Below are 16,576 nucleotides of genomic sequence, written 5' to 3'. Positions count from 1 at the left end.
ACTGCCGAGCTGCGCAAGTGCTGTCGTGCGGAAAGGCTGTCCTGCGGAACGTGCGGTGGTACGGGGCCGCGAGCGATCCGCTGTCGCGCGATGGGGACGGGGCAGTATCGACCCCCGCCTTTGTGCCGGTTCCTCCCCAGGCGCCCCGCCCCATCATTGGCCTGCCGCGATAGCCACCGCAAGGCATGGTGGCAAAGATCTTCGAGTGAATGCCGAGTGATGGTCATCACATGTACTGATCACACAATTCGCCCCGTCTCCGACGGGGTCGGCGGCACACTTGCATCGGCTGCATCGCTTCAACCAGCCGCTCCGCGCAACGAGTTGGGCCAGACGAGTTCGACGACGCACACGAGCTGAGGGGACCGGCATGCCCGACGAGTCGGCTGAGCGCACGGACACCACGCGGGAGGTCGACCCGGCCCGTGTCCTCGCGCTGTGCAGCGGCGCGAGCTTCATGGCCTTCCTCGATCTCTCGATCATCAGCATCGCCTTTCCGGACGTCCAGGACGACTTCCCGGGCACCTCGCTCAACACCCTGACGTGGGTCATCAGCGGCTACACGATCCTGCTGGCGGCCGTGCTCACGCCCGCCGGAAGGATCGCCGACAGCCTCGGCCGGCGCACCGTCTTCCTCTGGTCGCTGGCCGCCTTCACCGCCGCCTCGCTCGTCTGCGCCGCGGCGCCGTCCGTCTGGTGGCTCATCGTGGCGCGGTTCGTCCAGGGCGCGGCGGCCGGCGGCATGATCCCCGCCGCGCTGGGCCTGATCCTCGCGACGACACCTCGGGAGCGCATCCCCAGAGCGGTCGGCACCTGGTCCGCGGTGGCGGGATTCTCCGCCGTCATCGGACCGGCAGCCGGCGGGCTGCTGCTGCGCGCCTTCGGCTGGCGCTCGGTGTTCTACATCAACCTCCCGCTGTGCGGCGCGATGCTGGTCGCCGCCGTGGTGATGCTGCCGCGGGGGCGGCTGCGCGGCACCGGGGACCGGTTGCCGGACGCGGTGGGCAGCGTGGCGCTCGCCCTGGGCATCGGCGGTGTGGTCAGCGCGCTCACCGAGGGGGACACCTGGGGCTGGGGGGATGTCCGCACCATCGGACTCGGGCTGGCCGGGCTCGCGCTCGTCGCCGTGACCGTGCTGCGCTCGCGCACGCATCCGGCGCCGGCCCTGGAGATGGCGGTGTGGCGCAGCCCCGTCTTCCGGACCGCCAACCTCGGCCTCGGCATGCTGAACATGACGATGTTCGCGTGGATGCTGGCCGCCCCGCTGTTCGCCGCCGACATCTGGCACTGGTCGGTCCTGCAGACGGCGGGCGCCCTGAGCATCGGGGCCGTGTCCTCGATGGTCGGCTCGCTGGCCGCCGGACGGCTCACCCGACCGTCGGCCCAGGTGAAGGTGACGGTCCTGGGCGCGCTGTCCTTCACGGCCAGCAACGCCATCTGGGCGTCCGACCTCTTCGGCCCGACGCCCAACTTCCTGGGCGGCTGGCTGCCGGCCGCGATACTCGGTGGCGGCGGCCTCGGCCTCGCCATCACCTGCCTGTCGTCGCTGGCCGCCGGGACGGTGCCCCCGCAGAAGTTCGCGGGCGGCCTCGGCATGACCCTGACGGTACGGCAGGTGGGCGGTGCGGTCGGCGTCGCCGGATTCGCCTCCATCATGGCGTCGGGGTCGGCCGGCGTCTCCTCCTACCATCACGTCTATGTCGCCGCGATGGCCGTCAACATCGTGTGCGCGGCCGTGGTGTGCACGATGCTCGCCATGCTGCGGCCGAAGCCCGCACCGGCACAGGGCGTCTGAGGACCGGGCCACGCCCTCACCGTGACCGACCGCCCCCGTGCGTCACCCGGCCCACCGGATGACGCACGGTCCCCCGGGCGCGGCCGCCCTGGGCCGCCCCCGGGGGACCGTGTCGTTCCCGCGGTTCCGGGCCGCGTGGCCGCGACCGGCCGTCAGGCGGACGGCACGCGGATCAGCAGGGCGTCGCCCTGCCCGCCACCGCCGCACAGCGCCGCCGCGCCGAGACCGCCGCCGCGGCGGCGCAGCTCATAGGCGAGGTGGACGATGAGCCGGGCACCGGAGGCGCCGATCGGGTGGCCGAGTGCGATGGCTCCGCCGTCGACGTTCACGATCTCCGGGCTGATGCCCAGCTGCTCGGTGGAGACGATGCCGACGGCGGAGAACGCCTCGTTGATCTCCACCAGGTCCAGGTCGGACGGGTCCAGCTTGGCCTTGGTCAGCGCCGCCCTGATCGCGTTCGACGGCTGCTCGTGCAGGCTCGCGTCCGGCCCGGCCACCACGCCGTGGGCGCCGATCTCCGCGATCCACGGCAGGCCCAGCTCCTCGGCCTTGGCCTTGCTCGCCACCACCACGGCCGCGGCGCCGTCGGAGATCTGGGAGGCCGTCCCCGCCGTGATGGTGCCGTCGGCGCTGTACACCGGACGGAGCTTCGCCAGGACCTCCGTCGTGGTGTCGGGACGCACGCCCTCATCGGCGTCGCACACCACCGGGTCGCCCTTGCGCTGCGGGACCGTCACCGGCGCCATCTCCTCGGCGAACCGCCCGGCGGCCGCCGCGGCGGCGGCCCGCTGGTGCGAGGCCGCGGCGAAGGCGTCCTGCTTCTCCCGGGTCACCCCGGCGTAGCGGCTGTTGTACTTCTCGGTGGAGACACCCATGCCCACCTGGTCGAAGGGGCAGAACAGACCGTCGTGGACCATGTGGTCGATCAGCGGTACGTCACCGGCCTTGAAGCCCGCGCGCGACTTGGGGAGCACGTGCGGCGCCTGCGACATGGACTCCTGACCGCCCGCCACCACCAGGTCGAACTCGCCGGCCCTGATCAGCTGGTCGGCCAGCGCGATGGCGTCGACCCCGGAGAGGCACACCTTGTTGACGGTCAGCGCCGGGACGCTCATCGGGATTCCGGCGGCCACCGCGGCCTGGCGGGCCGGGATCTGGCCGGCGCCCGCGGTGAGCACCTGCCCCATGATCGTGTACTCCACCTGCTCGGGCGCCACCCCCGCCTTCTCCAGAGCCGCCTTGATCGCGATGCCCCCGAGCTGGGCGCCGGAGAAGTCCTTCAGAGCCCCGAGCAGGCGACCGGTGGGGGTACGGGCCCCAGCCAGGATGACGGATCCGGACACGATGTCCTCCGTGGGTAGAAGTTGTGGACCACAACACGGCTACATTACCCACGAGTTGAACCGGGAAAGTGCGGCCTTCGGCGGTGTGAGCGATGGCACAGCCGTTCGGAGGCGTCCCGGCATCGCGCCGCCGGGAACGGCCCGTCGCCCGCTACGGTCACGTGCCGGGGGCGGTCCGGCACAGCTCCTGATCCACGAGTGTGCGCATGGCCTGCTGCGTGTCCCGGCCGCCGTCACTGGTGACGTACACCGATACGCTCCGGGCCCCGTCCGGGCTGACGCCGACCCAGGTGCGATAGCCGAGCAGCTCCCCGAAGTGACCGAAGTAGCTGCCGCCGCAGGACAGCGGGATCTCGCCCAGACCGAGCCCGTACCGCACGCCCAGCGCGGGCGCGGGCGTGGTGGTCGTCATCTCGCCGAGCCGCGCGGGATCCAGCAGATCGCCGCCGAGCAGTGCGCTGTAGAACCGGTTCAGGTCGTGTGTGGTGCTGATGATCGAGCCGGAGCCGACGGCCATGCTCGGGTTGAGCGCCGTGACGTCGACGCTGGTGCCGGTACCGAACGCGGTGTAGCCCCGGGCGTGCGGGCCCGGGATGAACGGGAAGGCGCGGGGCGCACTGGTGCCCTCCAGGCCCAGCGGGCGGATGATCCGCTTGTCCACCTCGTCCGCCCAGCTCCGGCCGGTGACCTCGTGAATGATCATCGCGGCGAGGACGTAGTTGGTGTTCGAGTACGACCAGTCGGCGCCCGGGGAGAAGTCGGGCGACCGCTGCTGCGCCAGCCGCACCAGTTCCTCGGGGGTGTAGGTGCGGAACCGCTCGGACCGGTAGCCGTCCGCGCTGTTCAACGCGGGTATCTCCGGCAGCATGTCAGGAATGCCGCTGGTGTGCTGCAGCAGCTGCCGCACCGTGATCCGGCTGCCGTCGTTGCCGTTGTCCCGGACCACTCCGGGCAGCCATCGTTCGACGGTGTCCTCCAGGGACAACCTCCCCTCGTCGACGAGTTGCAGCACGACCGTGGCGGTGAAGGTCTTGGTGGCACTGCCGATCCGGAACCTGCCGTCGTGCGGCATCGGCCTCCCGGTGCCCGGCCCGGCCGTCCCGGCACGCGCGCTGTCATGTGCGGCCGGTGACGTCACCTCGGCGAACACACCGACGGCCCCGGTGGCGTGGATCGCGTTCACGCGCTGTTGCAGCGGGCCTGCCTGCCGCGGCTCGGCCGCCGCCGTCGGCCCGGTCGACGCGGCGAGGAGGACCGCGCCCAGGCTGGTCAGCACGGGCAGGCCTCGTCGACGCCGTCCACGCACACTCATGTGATCTCTCCTCCGCCCGGGTCACCCACACGCGGGGGACCCCTCCGACCGTGGCCCCGGGGAGGGTTCACCCGGAGCCGGTGACCGGAAGCCATCCCATCAGCGGAGCGGGGGCCGGCCCCATCCGGCTTTCCCCCTGATGTTCCGGTGGGCCGGCCTCAGTGCGGTACCGGGGGTTGTCCCCCGTGGGGCACTGAGGCTCCCCCTCCCCCGGGCTCGACAGGACGGGCCGTCCACGGAACGGGAACAGCTCCGATGGATACGCCGCCGTGCGACCGCGGGCACAGGGAGGCGGCGCAGGTCTGTCCGGTGCGAGTCGATGTGTCGGTCCCTCCGTCGGGCCGTGCCCGACGGAGGGACCGATCGTCCGGCGGCGTCCAGGCCGGTGAACAGGTACCGGCCGGACCGGCACGCGTTCGCGGTCCGACAACGGCGCCAGGGGGCGGCCGTGCCGGTCGGCGTCGCCGGCACGGCCGCCTCGTCGGGTCCCGGGGGCCGTCGCTCCGCACCAGCGGCAGCTCTCAGAGTGCCGACCGGCTCTCGCGGGTTCTCACTGACCGGCCCAGCGCCGGAGTGTCTCCGTCGCGGCGTTCTTCTCCTCGGCCGGGAGTGCGGCGATCCGGGCGCCGTGGTTGGCACCCGGCACCACGTACTTGTACGAATCGCGCTTGCTCGGCGTGAACTGCTCCGCGCTCCACGGGTCGTTCTGTCCGTAGACGAAGAGCATGCGCTGCGAGTCGTGCCTCACCCACTTGTCCACGTCGTGCATCGCCTTGCCGCTGTACCTGGTGCGCATGTCGGCGGGCAGGACGGAGTTGGGCTGGTAGATGTCCGGGTGGTTGCGCACGCCCTTGAGGTGTTTGAACGCGAGGTCCGCCCAGCCGAGCTGCGCGGCGGCCTGCCGGTAGTAGGGGCCCGAGCTGTTGGCGCCGAGGGTGCTGTCCTCGTAGATGGACAGGCCGTGGTCGAGCGACCAGGTGTACAGGTCGTCGTCGGAGACCGTGCCGGCGTCCGGGACGGTGTCGCACTGGGAGGCCGATCCCGACTGCCAGAAGTTCCACACCTGGTCGAGGACGGCGAACTCGTAGGCCCGGTCGGTGGTGCCGAGGGTGTTGGTGAAGGTGTAGCCCTTCTCCTTCGCCGTCGCCTCGAACTTGGGCAGCAGGGTGTCGCGGCGGACGAGCATCTCGCGCTGCACGGCGTTCAGCGCGTCGCGGCACTCCCGGGTGCCGACGGTACGGAAGAACCGCTCGTACCCGCGGTCGTCGGCGTTGACGGCGTCGTTCGGGGCGACGTACGCGACGACACCGTCGAGGTCCTGCGGGTAGTAGCGGTAGTGGTAGGTGGCCGTCATGCCGCCCTTGCTGCCTCCGGTGGCGAGCCACTTGGAGCCCTTGTCGTACAGCGGACGGACCGCTTCGACGATGGCGTGCTCGTCGCTCGCCTCCTGCCAGACGGTCATCTTGTCCCAGGGGGTGGGCCCGGCGGGGACGGACGGGCCGAAGAAGCGGTGCTCGACGCTGAGCTGGTTGGCGTCGAGGATCGTGGTGGGCTCCCGGGTGGAGTCGGACAGGCCGTAGCCGCCGGTGTAGAAGACCACGGGCTTGGCCGACGACTTGTGCCACAGGGTGAATCGCTGCTCGAACGTCCCCAGGCGCGGCTTCCGGTGGTCCACCGGCTGGGTGATGGTCAGCGAGTAGAGGGGGTGGCCGCCCTTGTCGGTGACCCCCGTGACGGTGACGCCGGGTATGGCACGCAGCCGGTCCTCGAAGGACGTGTGGGTCGTGGTGGCGGCCGTGGCCGGGGCCGCCGTGGCTGCGAGTGCCCCCGCGGCGAGAGCGGCGGACAGCAGGAGCCTGGGAACAGTGCGGATACGCAGCACGAATTGGCCTCCGAAGTCGGGTTTCGCACGCACCCTGCCGCATCCGGCCCGTCGCCAGTAATCCCAGAATTCCATAGCATCCATGCGTTATGGAAAGTTAGGGTGCACCGTGTGCAGCTCGAAATACGCCATCTGCGGGCGCTCAGTGCCATCGCGGAGCACGGCAGCATCACCCGTGCGGCAGCCGCGATCGGTGTCTCCCAGCCCGCGCTCACCGCTCAGTTGCGTCGCATCGAGGCGCTGCTCGGCGGCGAGGTGTTCACCCGGGGGCGGCACGGGGTGCGGTCGACGCCGTTCGGACAGTTCGTGCTCTCACGTACGCGGGCCGCGCTGAGCAACATCGACGACATCCTCAGCCGCATCCCGGTCGCCCCTTCCGAGCCGGTGGTGCGTTTCGGGGCCTACGAGAGCCAGTTGACCGTCGACGTCGAGGACCGGCTCACCGCGTTGCTGCCCGGCGTCCGTACCGAGCTCCAGGTGGCCTACTACACGGGGTTGCTGCTCGACCGCGTGTCCACCGGCCGGCTCGACGGCGCGCTGCTCGCCGACTACCCGGGCTTCGAACTGCGCCCACCGCCTCAGGTGCGGTACGCGGAAGTGGCCACGGAGCCCGTGATGGTGGCGCTGCCCTCGGCGCACCCCGCGGCAGCCGCCACGGAAGTGCGGCTCGCCGATCTCGCCGACGAGGACTGGGTACTGCCGCCGTCGGACGGCACCGGATGGCCCGAACACCTGGTGGAGGCGTGCGAGCGGGCCGGGTTCCGGCCGCGTGCCCGCTACCGCCTGGAGCAGACCGGTATGCGAGCGGCGGTGGTGTCCGCGGGCCGCGCGGTCTCCGCCTGCCAGTCCTCCTACCGCGTCGGCGACGGGGTGGTGGTGCGCCCGCTGGTGGGCGAACCGGTGCGGATGCGGCTGCTGCTGGTCTGGCACCGCGACGGCGCGCTCGCGGCACACGCGCCGGCGTTGGTGGAGGCGATCCGCGCGGTGCACCGGGAAGCGACGCGGGCGGCCGGGACGACGCGCTGATCGCTGCCGCCCCGGCCTGTCCGGCCAGGCCCGTTCCCCGGCCTCTGCGCCAGGGCGGGCCGGTGATCGTCGCCGGCCCGGCGTCCCGACCGGGCCTGGCCGGGGCCGGCCGGGTCGCTCTCAGCGGCGGCGGCGCCAGAAACCCCCCTGGCCGAGCGGGCGGGGCTCGACCCACCAGCCACCACTGGCCTTGATCACCAGCAGTCGCGGCCCTTCGGGCAGCGGTACGGTGCCGCGCCCCCGGTCCCATCTGCTGAACACGTGATCGCGCTTGCCGTTCGGCCGGACGGCCTCGATCTCGAAGTACCCTTCCCCGTCCTTGTCGCCCCGGTGCCTGATGGCGAGGTCGACGGCCTCCCCGGTGTGCGCCAGCACGTCCGGCCCGTGCCCCTCGAGGCGGCCGTCGAGCTCCCGGAGCGTGGACACCGGGCGTACCGAGACCGTCCAGTCGTCCCGCGTCTTCACATGCAGCCGCAGCGGAGCGTGGCCATGGTGATCCACCAGGGCCCGGCCGCGCACGTTCTCGATCCAGCTGAAGAAGACGGACTTGTCGTCGTGGTTGCGGTGGTCAAGGGTGGCGATCTCGAAGCTGCCGTCGCCCTCCTTGACCACGTCGACGACGACGAATCCGGCCGGCACCGGGACGTCGACCCGTACCACGTCCCGGCCGCTCCCCCGCTGCTCGAAAAGGGGGAACTCAGGCCCGAAATCGACCGGGAGGCCGTTCCCGGGCGCCGCGGGGGCACCGGCCGACGCGACGGCGGCCGCCTCCGGAACGGGCACCGGCACCGGCTGCGGGGCCGCCTCGGGAACGGGCACCGGAAGGGGCACCGGCACCGGCTGCGACGCCGGATCCGGGACAGCCTGCGGGGCCGGGGCAGACAGCGGAGCCGGGGCGGCCTGCGGGGCCGGGGCAGGGCGGGTGTCCGCGTCCGCCTCCGGCGGCGGCGCGGGGGCGTCGTCCGGCACGGTGAAACCGAAGTCCGCGGCGAGGCCCGGCAGTCCGGACGCGTACCCCTGCCCCACCGCGCGGAACTTCCACTCCCCGTTCCTGCGGTAGAACTCGCCCAGCAGGATCGCGGTCTCCGTCGTCGCGTCCTCCACCGCGTACAGCGCCAGCTGCTCCCCGGTGGCCGCGCTCAGCACCCGCACATAGAGGTCCGCGACCTCCCCGAACGTCCCGCCGTCACAGGACGCCGCGACCACGATCCGCTCCACGGACGGCTCCACCCGGCCGGGGGCGATCTCCAGCCAGTCCGCGGCCACACCACCCTCCCCGCGGACGTTCCCGGCCAGCCGTACCCCGCTCCCCGGGTGCTCGGGCTGGTTGTAGAACACCAGGTCACCCTGGTCCCTGACCTTGCCGTTCCCGTCCACCAGCAACGCGGCCGCATCGACCACGGGCGCCCCGGACCCGCCGGACCGCCGTACCACCGCCACCCGCATCGGCTCGCCGCCGAGCGGGAGGTTGTCACCCTTGATGATCTTCGTCATGGACGCATCCTGGCATCCCCGCCGTGTCACCGACAGGGGCGGCCCAGGGTTTCGCCGACCGTCAGAACCCAAGGGCCCGAGCCGGGGCCGCACCCGTGCCCGCGGGGCGGCCGGGGTCCTCCGGTGGATCGCTGTCCACGGCGGACACGAACATCCGTCTCCCCGCGGTCACATTCCTCCGTCGCGATCCGTCAGGGCAGTGACAGCAACGCGAAAGCCCGAAGGAGACGGCAATGGAAACACGTTCGATCACGGCGGAGGTCCCGATGGTTCCCCGGATGGCCGAGGACCCCGCGGAGCTCGTCCCCGAGCTGGCGGAGGTCTCGGCGGCGCTGTTCAGGGTCACCGGCAACGGATCGGTACCGCGCTCGACGATCAGCCTGGTCCAGCTGCGTGCGGGACAGATCGTCGGCAGCACCTACCTGACCGTTCTGCACACGGGCTTCCTGCGCAAGGCCGGGGAATCGGAGGAGCGGATCACCTCCGTGGCCTCCTGGCAGGACTCGCCGTACTTCACCGGTGCGGAGCGTGCCGCGCTGGCACTGGTGGAAGCGGTGCTGCAGCCGTCCGCACACGGCGAGAGGGTCTCCGACGCGCTGTACGACCGGGTGGCCGAGCACTACGAAGCCAAGGCGCTGGCCACCTTGATGTTCGCGATCGGCCAGGTCAACTTCTTCATCGCGGTGGCGCTCACCGCCAAGCCGGTGCCCGGCCGGTCGTTCACCGACCCGTGGAAGTGAGGCTGCCCGGACAGGGCCCGGCTTCGGGTTCCGGTGCGCGGGGTCCGCCGCCGGCCGGTGCCTGCCCTCGGGTGCGCCGGCGCTGCGGCCATCCCGCGCACCGGCCGATGAACCGGCCCGGACGCCGGGCTCGTCGACTCGCTCCGCGACGGTACCGTCCACGGCCGCCCGGGTCCGCCCGGCCGGATGATCCAGCCGGCCGGGCCCCGGCCGCGCCGGCGATGGAGCCCGTCGGCCTCCCTCCACGCGACTTGACAAAAGGTATATTCCGCGATCTTCTGGGAATAAGGGAGACCCCGGAACGGGGACCGGGACACCTGCTCCGAGTCCGCGGGGCTCGCCTTCCCACTTTCCGAACACAGGCCCTTCGGCCGTCAGCCATGCGTCGATTCGCACCGGGCGAGCCTGGCTCGCCGGTCGTGCATCGGTACGTCGTCCGCCCCTACACCCGTGGCACTCCGGCCGACACGGTGCGCGCCGGGGCCGCCCCCGGCGCCGAGCCGGCGCCCGAGGAGGACACCATGGGAGACGAAGATCGGCGACCACGCGGCGGAGGACGACGCCGTGACGACGAGCAGGGACGCCAGGACCCCTTCGTGGAGCATGTCGCACCCGATCCGGCGGAGCCCGCTCAACGCACCGTGAATCTCCGTGGGTTGCTCGGCAAGAGCGACCGGAAGGGGTTCCAGCGGGTCTACTTCTCCAAGGATCTGGACTACTTCGCCGAGTTCAAGGCCGAGGACGTCGTCTTCACCGAGCCCATCAGCCCGGAGCAGCCGCCCTTCCTGGGCCTGGACGCCACCAGCGTGAACATCAAGCGCGACGCGAACGTCCAGTACAGCCGGATCAGCGAGGCGGGCGAGGCCCCGGACGAGTTCGACATGGACATCCGGGTCGGACCGGAGACGGAGGCGGGCTCGGTCTTCCTCACGGTGCTGACGGACCGGCCCTTCCAGCTCACTCCCGGACTGGGCCGCCGGCCGACGCCGTTGCGACCGCTGACCATGTTCACCATTCCGCCGGGGGCCACGAACTCCACGTGCGTGGGCTGCCACACCCGGCCCGAGTGGCACACATGCAACACGTGCCAGGGCCACACCTGCCCGGGCGGCACCTGCGGTACGTGCACGCCGACCTGTGGGCAGACCTGCCAGACCTGCCAGACCCAGTGCAACCAGGGCACCTGCCATCAGACCTGTATGACCTGCGCCACCCAGTGCAACGAAATCACCTGCAACACCTGCCACCAGAGAACCTGTCCGGGAGTGCAGTGCCTCAACGTGCCGACACAGCATTTCTGCATCACCCAGAGCGAGTTCTGCTGACATGCGGTCCCGGCAGCTACCGGAACCGGACGCCGGGGAGCGGACCACCGCCCGCACGGCTCCCCTCCTGACGGCGAAGCGTGCCGCGCGGGCAACGGCGGTGGCCCGGGACGTCGCCGAACGGATGCGCACCCCGGAATCCGTCACAGCGGCGCGGATCGCGGAGGCCGGGCAGACGGCGTTCCCGCGGAGCGCCCACTGGGCGCCCTACAGCCTGGCCTCGGGGGATGCCGGGCTTGCCCTCATGTGCGGGTACGCCGACGCCTGTTTCCCCGGCGACGCCTGGGACATCGCGGCCCACCGGTATCTGCGCACGGCAGCCGAAGCGGTGCAGCAGGTGCCGCTGCCGCCGACCGCGCTCTTCGAGGGGTTGAGCGGCCTGGCGTTCACCGCGGAGTACCTCTCCCGCGGAAACACCCGCTACCGACGACTCGTACGGGCCGTCGACGCCGTGCTGCTGCCCCGGGTGATCCGGCTCGCCGACGAGCTGCGGGGCCCGCCGGACGGCCTCAGCGTGGGCGTCTTCGACCTGATCTCCGGGCTCACCGGCGTCGGCGCCCGGCTGCTGACCCGCCGGGAGGACGGCGGCGCGGCCCACGCGCTCACGGCGGTGCTGACCGGCCTGATCTCGATGTGCCAGGCCGGCGACCGGCTCCCCCCGTGGCACACGCCGCCGCACCTGATCGGCGACGAAGCCATGGCCCGCGCGAACCCCCACGGTGTGCTCAACTGCGGTCTGGCGCACGGGATCCCGGGTCCGCTGGCGCTGCTGGCGCTCGCTCTCGACCACGGGGTGGAGGTCCGGGGCCTGCCGGAAACCGTCGAGCGGCTGGCACACTGGCTGGTCGCCCACCGGCTGGAGACGGACACCGGGGTGGGCTGGCCCACGACGATCCCGCTCACCGCCGAGGGAAAGCTCGGCACACCGCCGCCCAGCCGTACCGCCTGGTGCTACGGGACCCCCGGCGTGGCCCGCGCCCTCTGGCTCGCCGGGCGGGCCCTGCACCGGGCAGACCTGTGCGACCTCGCGCTCGACGGCATGGCCGAGGTCTACCGGCGGGACACCCGTGACCGCGGCATCGACGCACCCACCTTCTGCCACGGAGTCGCCGGACTGCTGCAGATCACCCTGCGCTTCGCCCACGACACGCGCCGCCCCGAATTCGTCCGGTGGACCGACGCGCTGACGGACCAGGTGCTCGCGGCCTACGAGCCCGGGTCCTTGCTGGGCTACCGCGATGTGGAGCCCGGAGACCGGCCGGTGGACCGCCCCGGACTTCTGGACGGCGCACCCGGCGTCGTCCTGACGCTCCTGGCCGCCGGCACCCGAGTGCGGCCCGACTGGGACCGGCTCTTCCTGCTCTCCTGAAGGAGGGACCGCGTTCATGACGCGAACGACCGCACACCGCGACGGTGGCCGGGCACGTCCGCGGCCGCCCGCGACCGGCCGCTACCGGCTCCTGGACCAGGTCCTGGTACGGGCGCCGCTGCTGCCCGCCGAAACGTACTTCGCCCTGGGCCGCGACGTCCCCGCGGGCGGGGCGCGGGGCGAAGGAGGCACGGAACCCGACGGGCACGGCTCCGGCCCGGACGCCGGGCGGCTGATGCCCGGCGACCCGCGGATCCGCAGGGCGCTCGCGGTGGGCAGCCACGACCTGTACGAGGCACTGCGGCGGTCCGACGGCGACGGCGCGGACAGGTCCGCGCTCCGCGGCAAGCTGCTGCGCTACCTGATCAGGATGTCGACCCGGCCGACACCGTACGGGCTGTTCGCCGGAGTCGCGCTGGCCCGATGGGGGCCCGGCACCGACCTCGAGCTGTCCGGCGAGGCACCCGCGACCCAGACGCGGCCGGACATGGAGTGGCTGCTGCGCCTGGTGTTCGAGCTGGAGGCACGCCCGGAGATCCGCCGCCACCTGCGCTTCCTCACCCACTCCGAGGCCTTCTGCCACGCCGGCCGGGTCTTCCTCCCGGAGCGGGCACCCGGCCCGGGCACGGACGGGGCCGGGGCCGGGGCCGGGGTGTCGATCCGCGCGGGGCAGGCGGTGCGCCGCGCCATCGCCCTGGCCCGCACCCCGATCGGCTACCAGGACCTGGTCACGGAGTTGCTGCACACACCGGGGGCCACCCCGGAGAAGGCGGCCCACCTCGTCGACCAGCTGTGGGAGCAGACGATCCTGCTGACCGACCTGCGTCCGCCGCTCACCGTGGCCAGTCCGACGCGTTATGTGCTGGACAGACTCGGCGCCATCCCCGCCGCGCGGCAGGAGTGCGCCGTGCTGCGCCGGGTGCTGGACGCGATGGAGGACTGGGACGGGCTCGCCGTGGCACGAGGGCCGGAGGCCTACCGGGAACTGCTGACCCTGGCCGGCTCGGCGAACGCCGGCTCTGCCCGGCATGCGGTGCAGGTCGACATGGCCCTTCCGCTCGCGGGCCGGGAGATCAACAGGGCGGTCGGCGAGGAGGCCGTCCGGGCCGCGGAACTGCTCCTCGCGATCAGCCCGTGGCCGACCGGACCCCCGCACCTGGAGGCGTACCGGCAGGCGTTCGAGCACCGGTACGGAGAGGACCGCGAAGTGCCGCTGCCGGAGCTCCTCGATCCCGATCTCGGGCTCGGCCCGCCGGCGCTGTACGGGCAGAGTGCCGCTCCCCCCGGTGTCGACGCGGACGCCCTGGCGCGACGCCGGCGAACCCTGCGCGACCTGGCCCTCGAGGCCGTCCGCGACCACCGGCGGGCCGTGCGGCTCTCCGAGGACACGGTGGCCCGGCTGCGGACGTGTCCGCCGGAGCGGGCGACGTTGCCGCCCTCCCTGGACCTCGCACTGTTCGTGAGCGCCGAATCCGCCGCGGCGCTCGACGCCGGCGAGTTCCGGATCATCGTCGGTCCCAATCTCGGGGCGCCCGCTGCCGGACGCAATCTCGGCAGGTTCGCGCCCCTGCTCGGTCCCGAGGCCGAGCAGGTGCTGCGCCAGGTCGCCTCCGCCGAGCACGGCGGCGCCCCCCACTGCCTGTGGGCCGAGGTCTCCTACCTGCCGCAGGAGTTGCGCACGGCGAACGTGGTGGTCCGCCCCCTGGTCCGGGACCACGAGATCGTCGTCGGCGCGACGGCCGGCGGACCGGCCGAGCGTGTGGTACCCGCGTCCGAGCTGACCGTGGTGCTGCGTGACGGCCGGCTCGGCATCCGCTGGCCCGCGGCCGGCACGGAGTTGCGCGGTTGCGCCGGGCACATGCTCAACAGCTTTCGGGCACCCGCCGTGTGCCGCTTCCTCGATGAACTGCCGCAGGCGGGGGTGGCGCAGTTCAGCGGCTTCGACTGGGGGCCGGCCGCGGACTTCCCGTTCCTGCCGCGGGTGGAGTACGGCCGCATCGTCCTCTCCCCGGCCCAGTGGCGGCTGGAGGGCGCGCTGCCGGGCGGAACGCCGGAGGACGACGCCCGCGCGGTGAGCGACTGGCGGCGGACATGGCAGGTCCCCCGGTACGTGTACCTGACCGAAGGCGACAACCGGCTGCTGCTGGACCTGGCGGACGACACACAGGCCGGGCAGCTGCGCACCGCCTGCGAGCGCGGCCCGGGAGCGCTGTTGCAGGAGGCCCTGCCGTTCCCGGGCCAGGCGTGGACCCGCGGCCCGGAGGGGCACCACACGATCGAGCTGGTGGTACCCATGGCGCTGCGCCCCGGCGCGGCGGACCGGGAACCACCGGCTGCCGCGGCGCCGCCCGCCCAGGCCTCCCCCGGCTCCGCCGTCACCGCCGTCACCGCCGTCACCGCCGTCACCGCCGTCGAGCGGATGCGCCCACCCGGCAGCGACTGGCTGTTCGCCAAGCTGTACTGCCCGAAGACCTTCGCGGACGACCTGATCACCGGTCATGTCGCTCGGTTCTGCCAGTTCGTCTGCGGCAGCGGCCTGGCCGAGGACTGGTTCTTCGTCCGTTACGCCGATCCCGCGTTCCATGTCCGCCTGCGCTTCCGCGGTGACGCCGGCCGGCTGACCCACGAGCTGGCGCCCCAGCTCTTCTCCTGGGCGTCCGGGCTGATGGCGGACGACATCTGCACCCGTGTCTGCCTGGACACCTACGAGCGGGAGCTGGAACGGTACGGCGGACTCCAGGGCATGGCGGCGGCGGAGCGGCTCTTCTGCGCCGACAGCCGCGCGACCGCCGGGCTCCTGAGGGTGTGGCACGGCGCGCGGTCGGAGATCGACCCGACGCTGCTCGCGGTCCTCAACACCGACGATCTGCTCGCCGGGCTGGGCATGGGCGAGGCCCAGCGGCTCCGGTGGTACGGGGCGAACGTTCGCCCCAGCCGCGAGACCGGCGTCGAGTACCGGCGGCGGAAGGACGACCTCCGCAACCTGCTGGCCCATCCGGGACACCCACCGCCGGAAGCCGGGGGCAGTGCGGTGGCGGACGCCCTGTCATCCCGCCGCCGCGAACTGGCCGCCCTCTTCGGGGACCCCGCCGGACCGGGTGCGCACGGTCACGCGCCCGGTGCCGGCGACGAGAGTGACCTGTGGCGGCGCGCCGCGAGTTTCGTGCACCTGAGCTGCAACCGGCTGATGGGCCCCGACTGGCCCCCGGAGGGCCACGTCCTGGGGCTGCTGCTGCGGACGCGCACCGCACTGGACCGGTCCCCCGTCCGGCAGCCGGCAGCATCGCCCGAGCCGGCGGCGGGGCTTCGATGAGTACGGGTCCTGCCCCGGGGCGCCGGTTCCGACGGTGCCGCCGGGCCGCTGTTCCGGCAGGGTCGGCTCGGCGGCGCTGCCCATCGCCTCCCCCTGCGGCCGGCGGCGATCCGCGCCGCCCGCGGCCGGCCCGCTGAGCACCGCCCGCCGTCCTGCGGTGGCAGCGACCCCGGTACCCGGTGGCGAGGCCGTGCCGATTTCCCCCCGCCGCCGGCCAATCGGGTTCGCGGGCACCGCGGTTGCTCCGGGAAATGACTTTCCCGGCACCCCGGTCGTGCTCGATGATCGGTCCGCAGTCGTGCGCGTCCGCCCCCGAGAGCGAAGCAGGCAGTCCATGGAACTCAAGCCGCACAATCCGACCGAAGGCGTCTACCCCGCCACCGACGACTACGTGCACGCCATGGAGGTCCGAGGAGCCGACCGCCTGCTGTTCGTGGCCGGCACCATGGGCCTGGACCCGGCGGGGAAGCCCGGGGCCGACCTGGAGGCGCAGCTCGAGCTGATCTGGTCGAACATCCGCGCCATCCTCGCCTCTGCCGATATGACCGTCGACAACATCGTGCGCCTGACCAGCTACCTGCGAGACCCCGGCTACGCGGAGGCCAACGCCGCCGCCCGAACGGCCGCGCTCGGCGGCAGGCCCGTCCCGACGACCGCGATCGTCGCCACCACCCTGGTCAGCGACTGGCTCGTCGAGATCGAGGTCGTCGCCGCGGGCTGACGCCCGTGCTGCCCGGGTCTGAGCCAGCCCTTGCCGGGACTTTCCCGACGGGTCCGGTTCGGGCTTCGGCGGGTGAGCCGTGGTGGGGCCGGCAATCCGGCACCAGGGGATCGTGGGCCGGTCGCCGTGGGCGGAACGTGCGACTCGGCCACCGTCGAGCGCCAGGATGCCGGCGGCGGGCGGTAGCCCGCTGGAGTCAGCGGGTCCGCAGCGTCACTGCCGCCTTGTAGGTGCGCAGCACCGGGGCCGTCTCGAT

Annotated in this window: 11 protein-coding genes; 7 read left to right on the top strand and 4 right to left on the bottom strand. The window is 72.7% G+C overall.

The features are described from left to right. Nucleotides 1-370 precede the first annotated feature (370 nt). A complete protein-coding gene (locus tag ACH4B3_RS27605) occupies nucleotides 371-1,795 on the top strand; it encodes an MFS transporter (RefSeq protein ID WP_398467223.1) in 1,425 nt (474 codons plus the stop codon). Nucleotides 1,796-1,947: 152 nt separating this feature from the next. Here ACH4B3_RS27605 and ACH4B3_RS27600 read toward each other — a convergent pair whose 3' ends face one another. The 3 genes from ACH4B3_RS27600 to ACH4B3_RS27590 form a co-directional block, all read right to left on the bottom strand. Then, nucleotides 1,948-3,138, bottom strand: coding sequence for an acetyl-CoA C-acetyltransferase (locus ACH4B3_RS27600; RefSeq protein ID WP_398467221.1), 1,191 nt, complete (start codon nucleotides 3,136-3,138; stop codon nucleotides 1,948-1,950). 157 nt (nucleotides 3,139-3,295) lie between these two features. After that, nucleotides 3,296-4,450 (bottom strand): serine hydrolase domain-containing protein, encoded by a 1,155-nt coding sequence (locus ACH4B3_RS27595; RefSeq protein ID WP_398467219.1) that lies wholly within the window; start codon nucleotides 4,448-4,450, stop codon nucleotides 3,296-3,298. 550 nt (nucleotides 4,451-5,000) lie between these two features. Further along, on the bottom strand, nucleotides 5,001-6,332 hold the full coding sequence (locus ACH4B3_RS27590) for a S28 family serine protease (RefSeq protein ID WP_398467217.1): 1,332 nt from the start codon (nucleotides 6,330-6,332) through the stop codon (nucleotides 5,001-5,003). A 111-nt stretch (nucleotides 6,333-6,443) separates the two neighbouring features. Between ACH4B3_RS27590 and ACH4B3_RS27585 the strand changes: the two genes are divergently transcribed. Further along, entirely contained in the window at nucleotides 6,444-7,358 is a 915-nt protein-coding gene (locus ACH4B3_RS27585) for a LysR family transcriptional regulator (RefSeq protein ID WP_398467215.1), read from the top strand. Nucleotides 7,359-7,478: 120 nt separating this feature from the next. Here the strand turns inward: ACH4B3_RS27585 and ACH4B3_RS27580 are convergent, their stop codons facing one another. Beyond that, on the bottom strand, nucleotides 7,479-8,852 hold the full coding sequence (locus ACH4B3_RS27580) for a TerD family protein (protein ID WP_398467213.1): 1,374 nt from the start codon (nucleotides 8,850-8,852) through the stop codon (nucleotides 7,479-7,481). 233 nt (nucleotides 8,853-9,085) lie between these two features. On the opposite strand from ACH4B3_RS27580, the gene ACH4B3_RS27575 reads away from it, so the two are divergent. The 5 genes from ACH4B3_RS27575 (at nucleotide 9,086) to ACH4B3_RS27555 (ending at nucleotide 16,320) form a co-directional block, all read left to right on the top strand. Then, nucleotides 9,086-9,592, top strand: a complete 507-nt coding sequence (locus tag ACH4B3_RS27575) for a carboxymuconolactone decarboxylase family protein (protein WP_398467211.1) — start codon at nucleotides 9,086-9,088, stop codon at nucleotides 9,590-9,592. A 521-nt stretch (nucleotides 9,593-10,113) separates the two neighbouring features. Then, the gene (locus tag ACH4B3_RS27570) at nucleotides 10,114-10,917 is read left to right on the top strand and encodes a hypothetical protein (RefSeq protein WP_398467209.1); all 804 of its coding nucleotides are present in this window, start codon (nucleotides 10,114-10,116) and stop codon (nucleotides 10,915-10,917) included. Between the two features lies 1 nt (nucleotide 10,918). Further along, on the top strand, nucleotides 10,919-12,286 hold the full coding sequence (locus ACH4B3_RS27565; RefSeq protein WP_398467207.1) for a lanthionine synthetase C family protein: 1,368 nt from the start codon (nucleotides 10,919-10,921) through the stop codon (nucleotides 12,284-12,286). A gap of 16 nt (nucleotides 12,287-12,302) precedes the next feature. Next, complete coding sequence (locus tag ACH4B3_RS27560; protein ID WP_398467205.1) at nucleotides 12,303-15,599, top strand: lantibiotic dehydratase; 3,297 nt, start codon at nucleotides 12,303-12,305, stop codon at nucleotides 15,597-15,599. A gap of 334 nt (nucleotides 15,600-15,933) precedes the next feature. After that, a complete protein-coding gene (locus tag ACH4B3_RS27555; RefSeq protein ID WP_398467203.1) occupies nucleotides 15,934-16,320 on the top strand; it encodes a RidA family protein in 387 nt (128 codons plus the stop codon). Nucleotides 16,321-16,576 lie beyond the last annotated feature (256 nt).

This window comes from Streptomyces sp. NPDC018031, from assembly GCF_044327625.1.
GTDB lineage: Bacteria > Actinomycetota > Actinomycetes > Streptomycetales > Streptomycetaceae > Streptomyces.
Note: the sequence above shows the minus strand (reverse complement) of the source record. Positions and strands in the feature narration are given on the sequence as shown.

Coding starts and splice junctions, on each gene's coding strand:
- ACH4B3_RS27605 (WP_398467223.1), top strand. CDS start 371: ATGCCCGACGAGTCGGCTGAGCGCACGGACACCACGCGGGAGGTCGAC.
- ACH4B3_RS27595 (WP_398467219.1), bottom strand. CDS start 4,450: ATGAGTGTGCGTGGACGGCGTCGACGAGGCCTGCCCGTGCTGACCAGC.
- ACH4B3_RS27580 (WP_398467213.1), bottom strand. CDS start 8,852: ATGACGAAGATCATCAAGGGTGACAACCTCCCGCTCGGCGGCGAGCCG.
- ACH4B3_RS27575 (WP_398467211.1), top strand. CDS start 9,086: ATGGAAACACGTTCGATCACGGCGGAGGTCCCGATGGTTCCCCGGATG.
- ACH4B3_RS27570 (WP_398467209.1), top strand. CDS start 10,114: ATGGGAGACGAAGATCGGCGACCACGCGGCGGAGGACGACGCCGTGAC.
- ACH4B3_RS27565 (WP_398467207.1), top strand. CDS start 10,919: ATGCGGTCCCGGCAGCTACCGGAACCGGACGCCGGGGAGCGGACCACC.
- ACH4B3_RS27560 (WP_398467205.1), top strand. CDS start 12,303: ATGACGCGAACGACCGCACACCGCGACGGTGGCCGGGCACGTCCGCGG.
- ACH4B3_RS27555 (WP_398467203.1), top strand. CDS start 15,934: ATGGAACTCAAGCCGCACAATCCGACCGAAGGCGTCTACCCCGCCACC.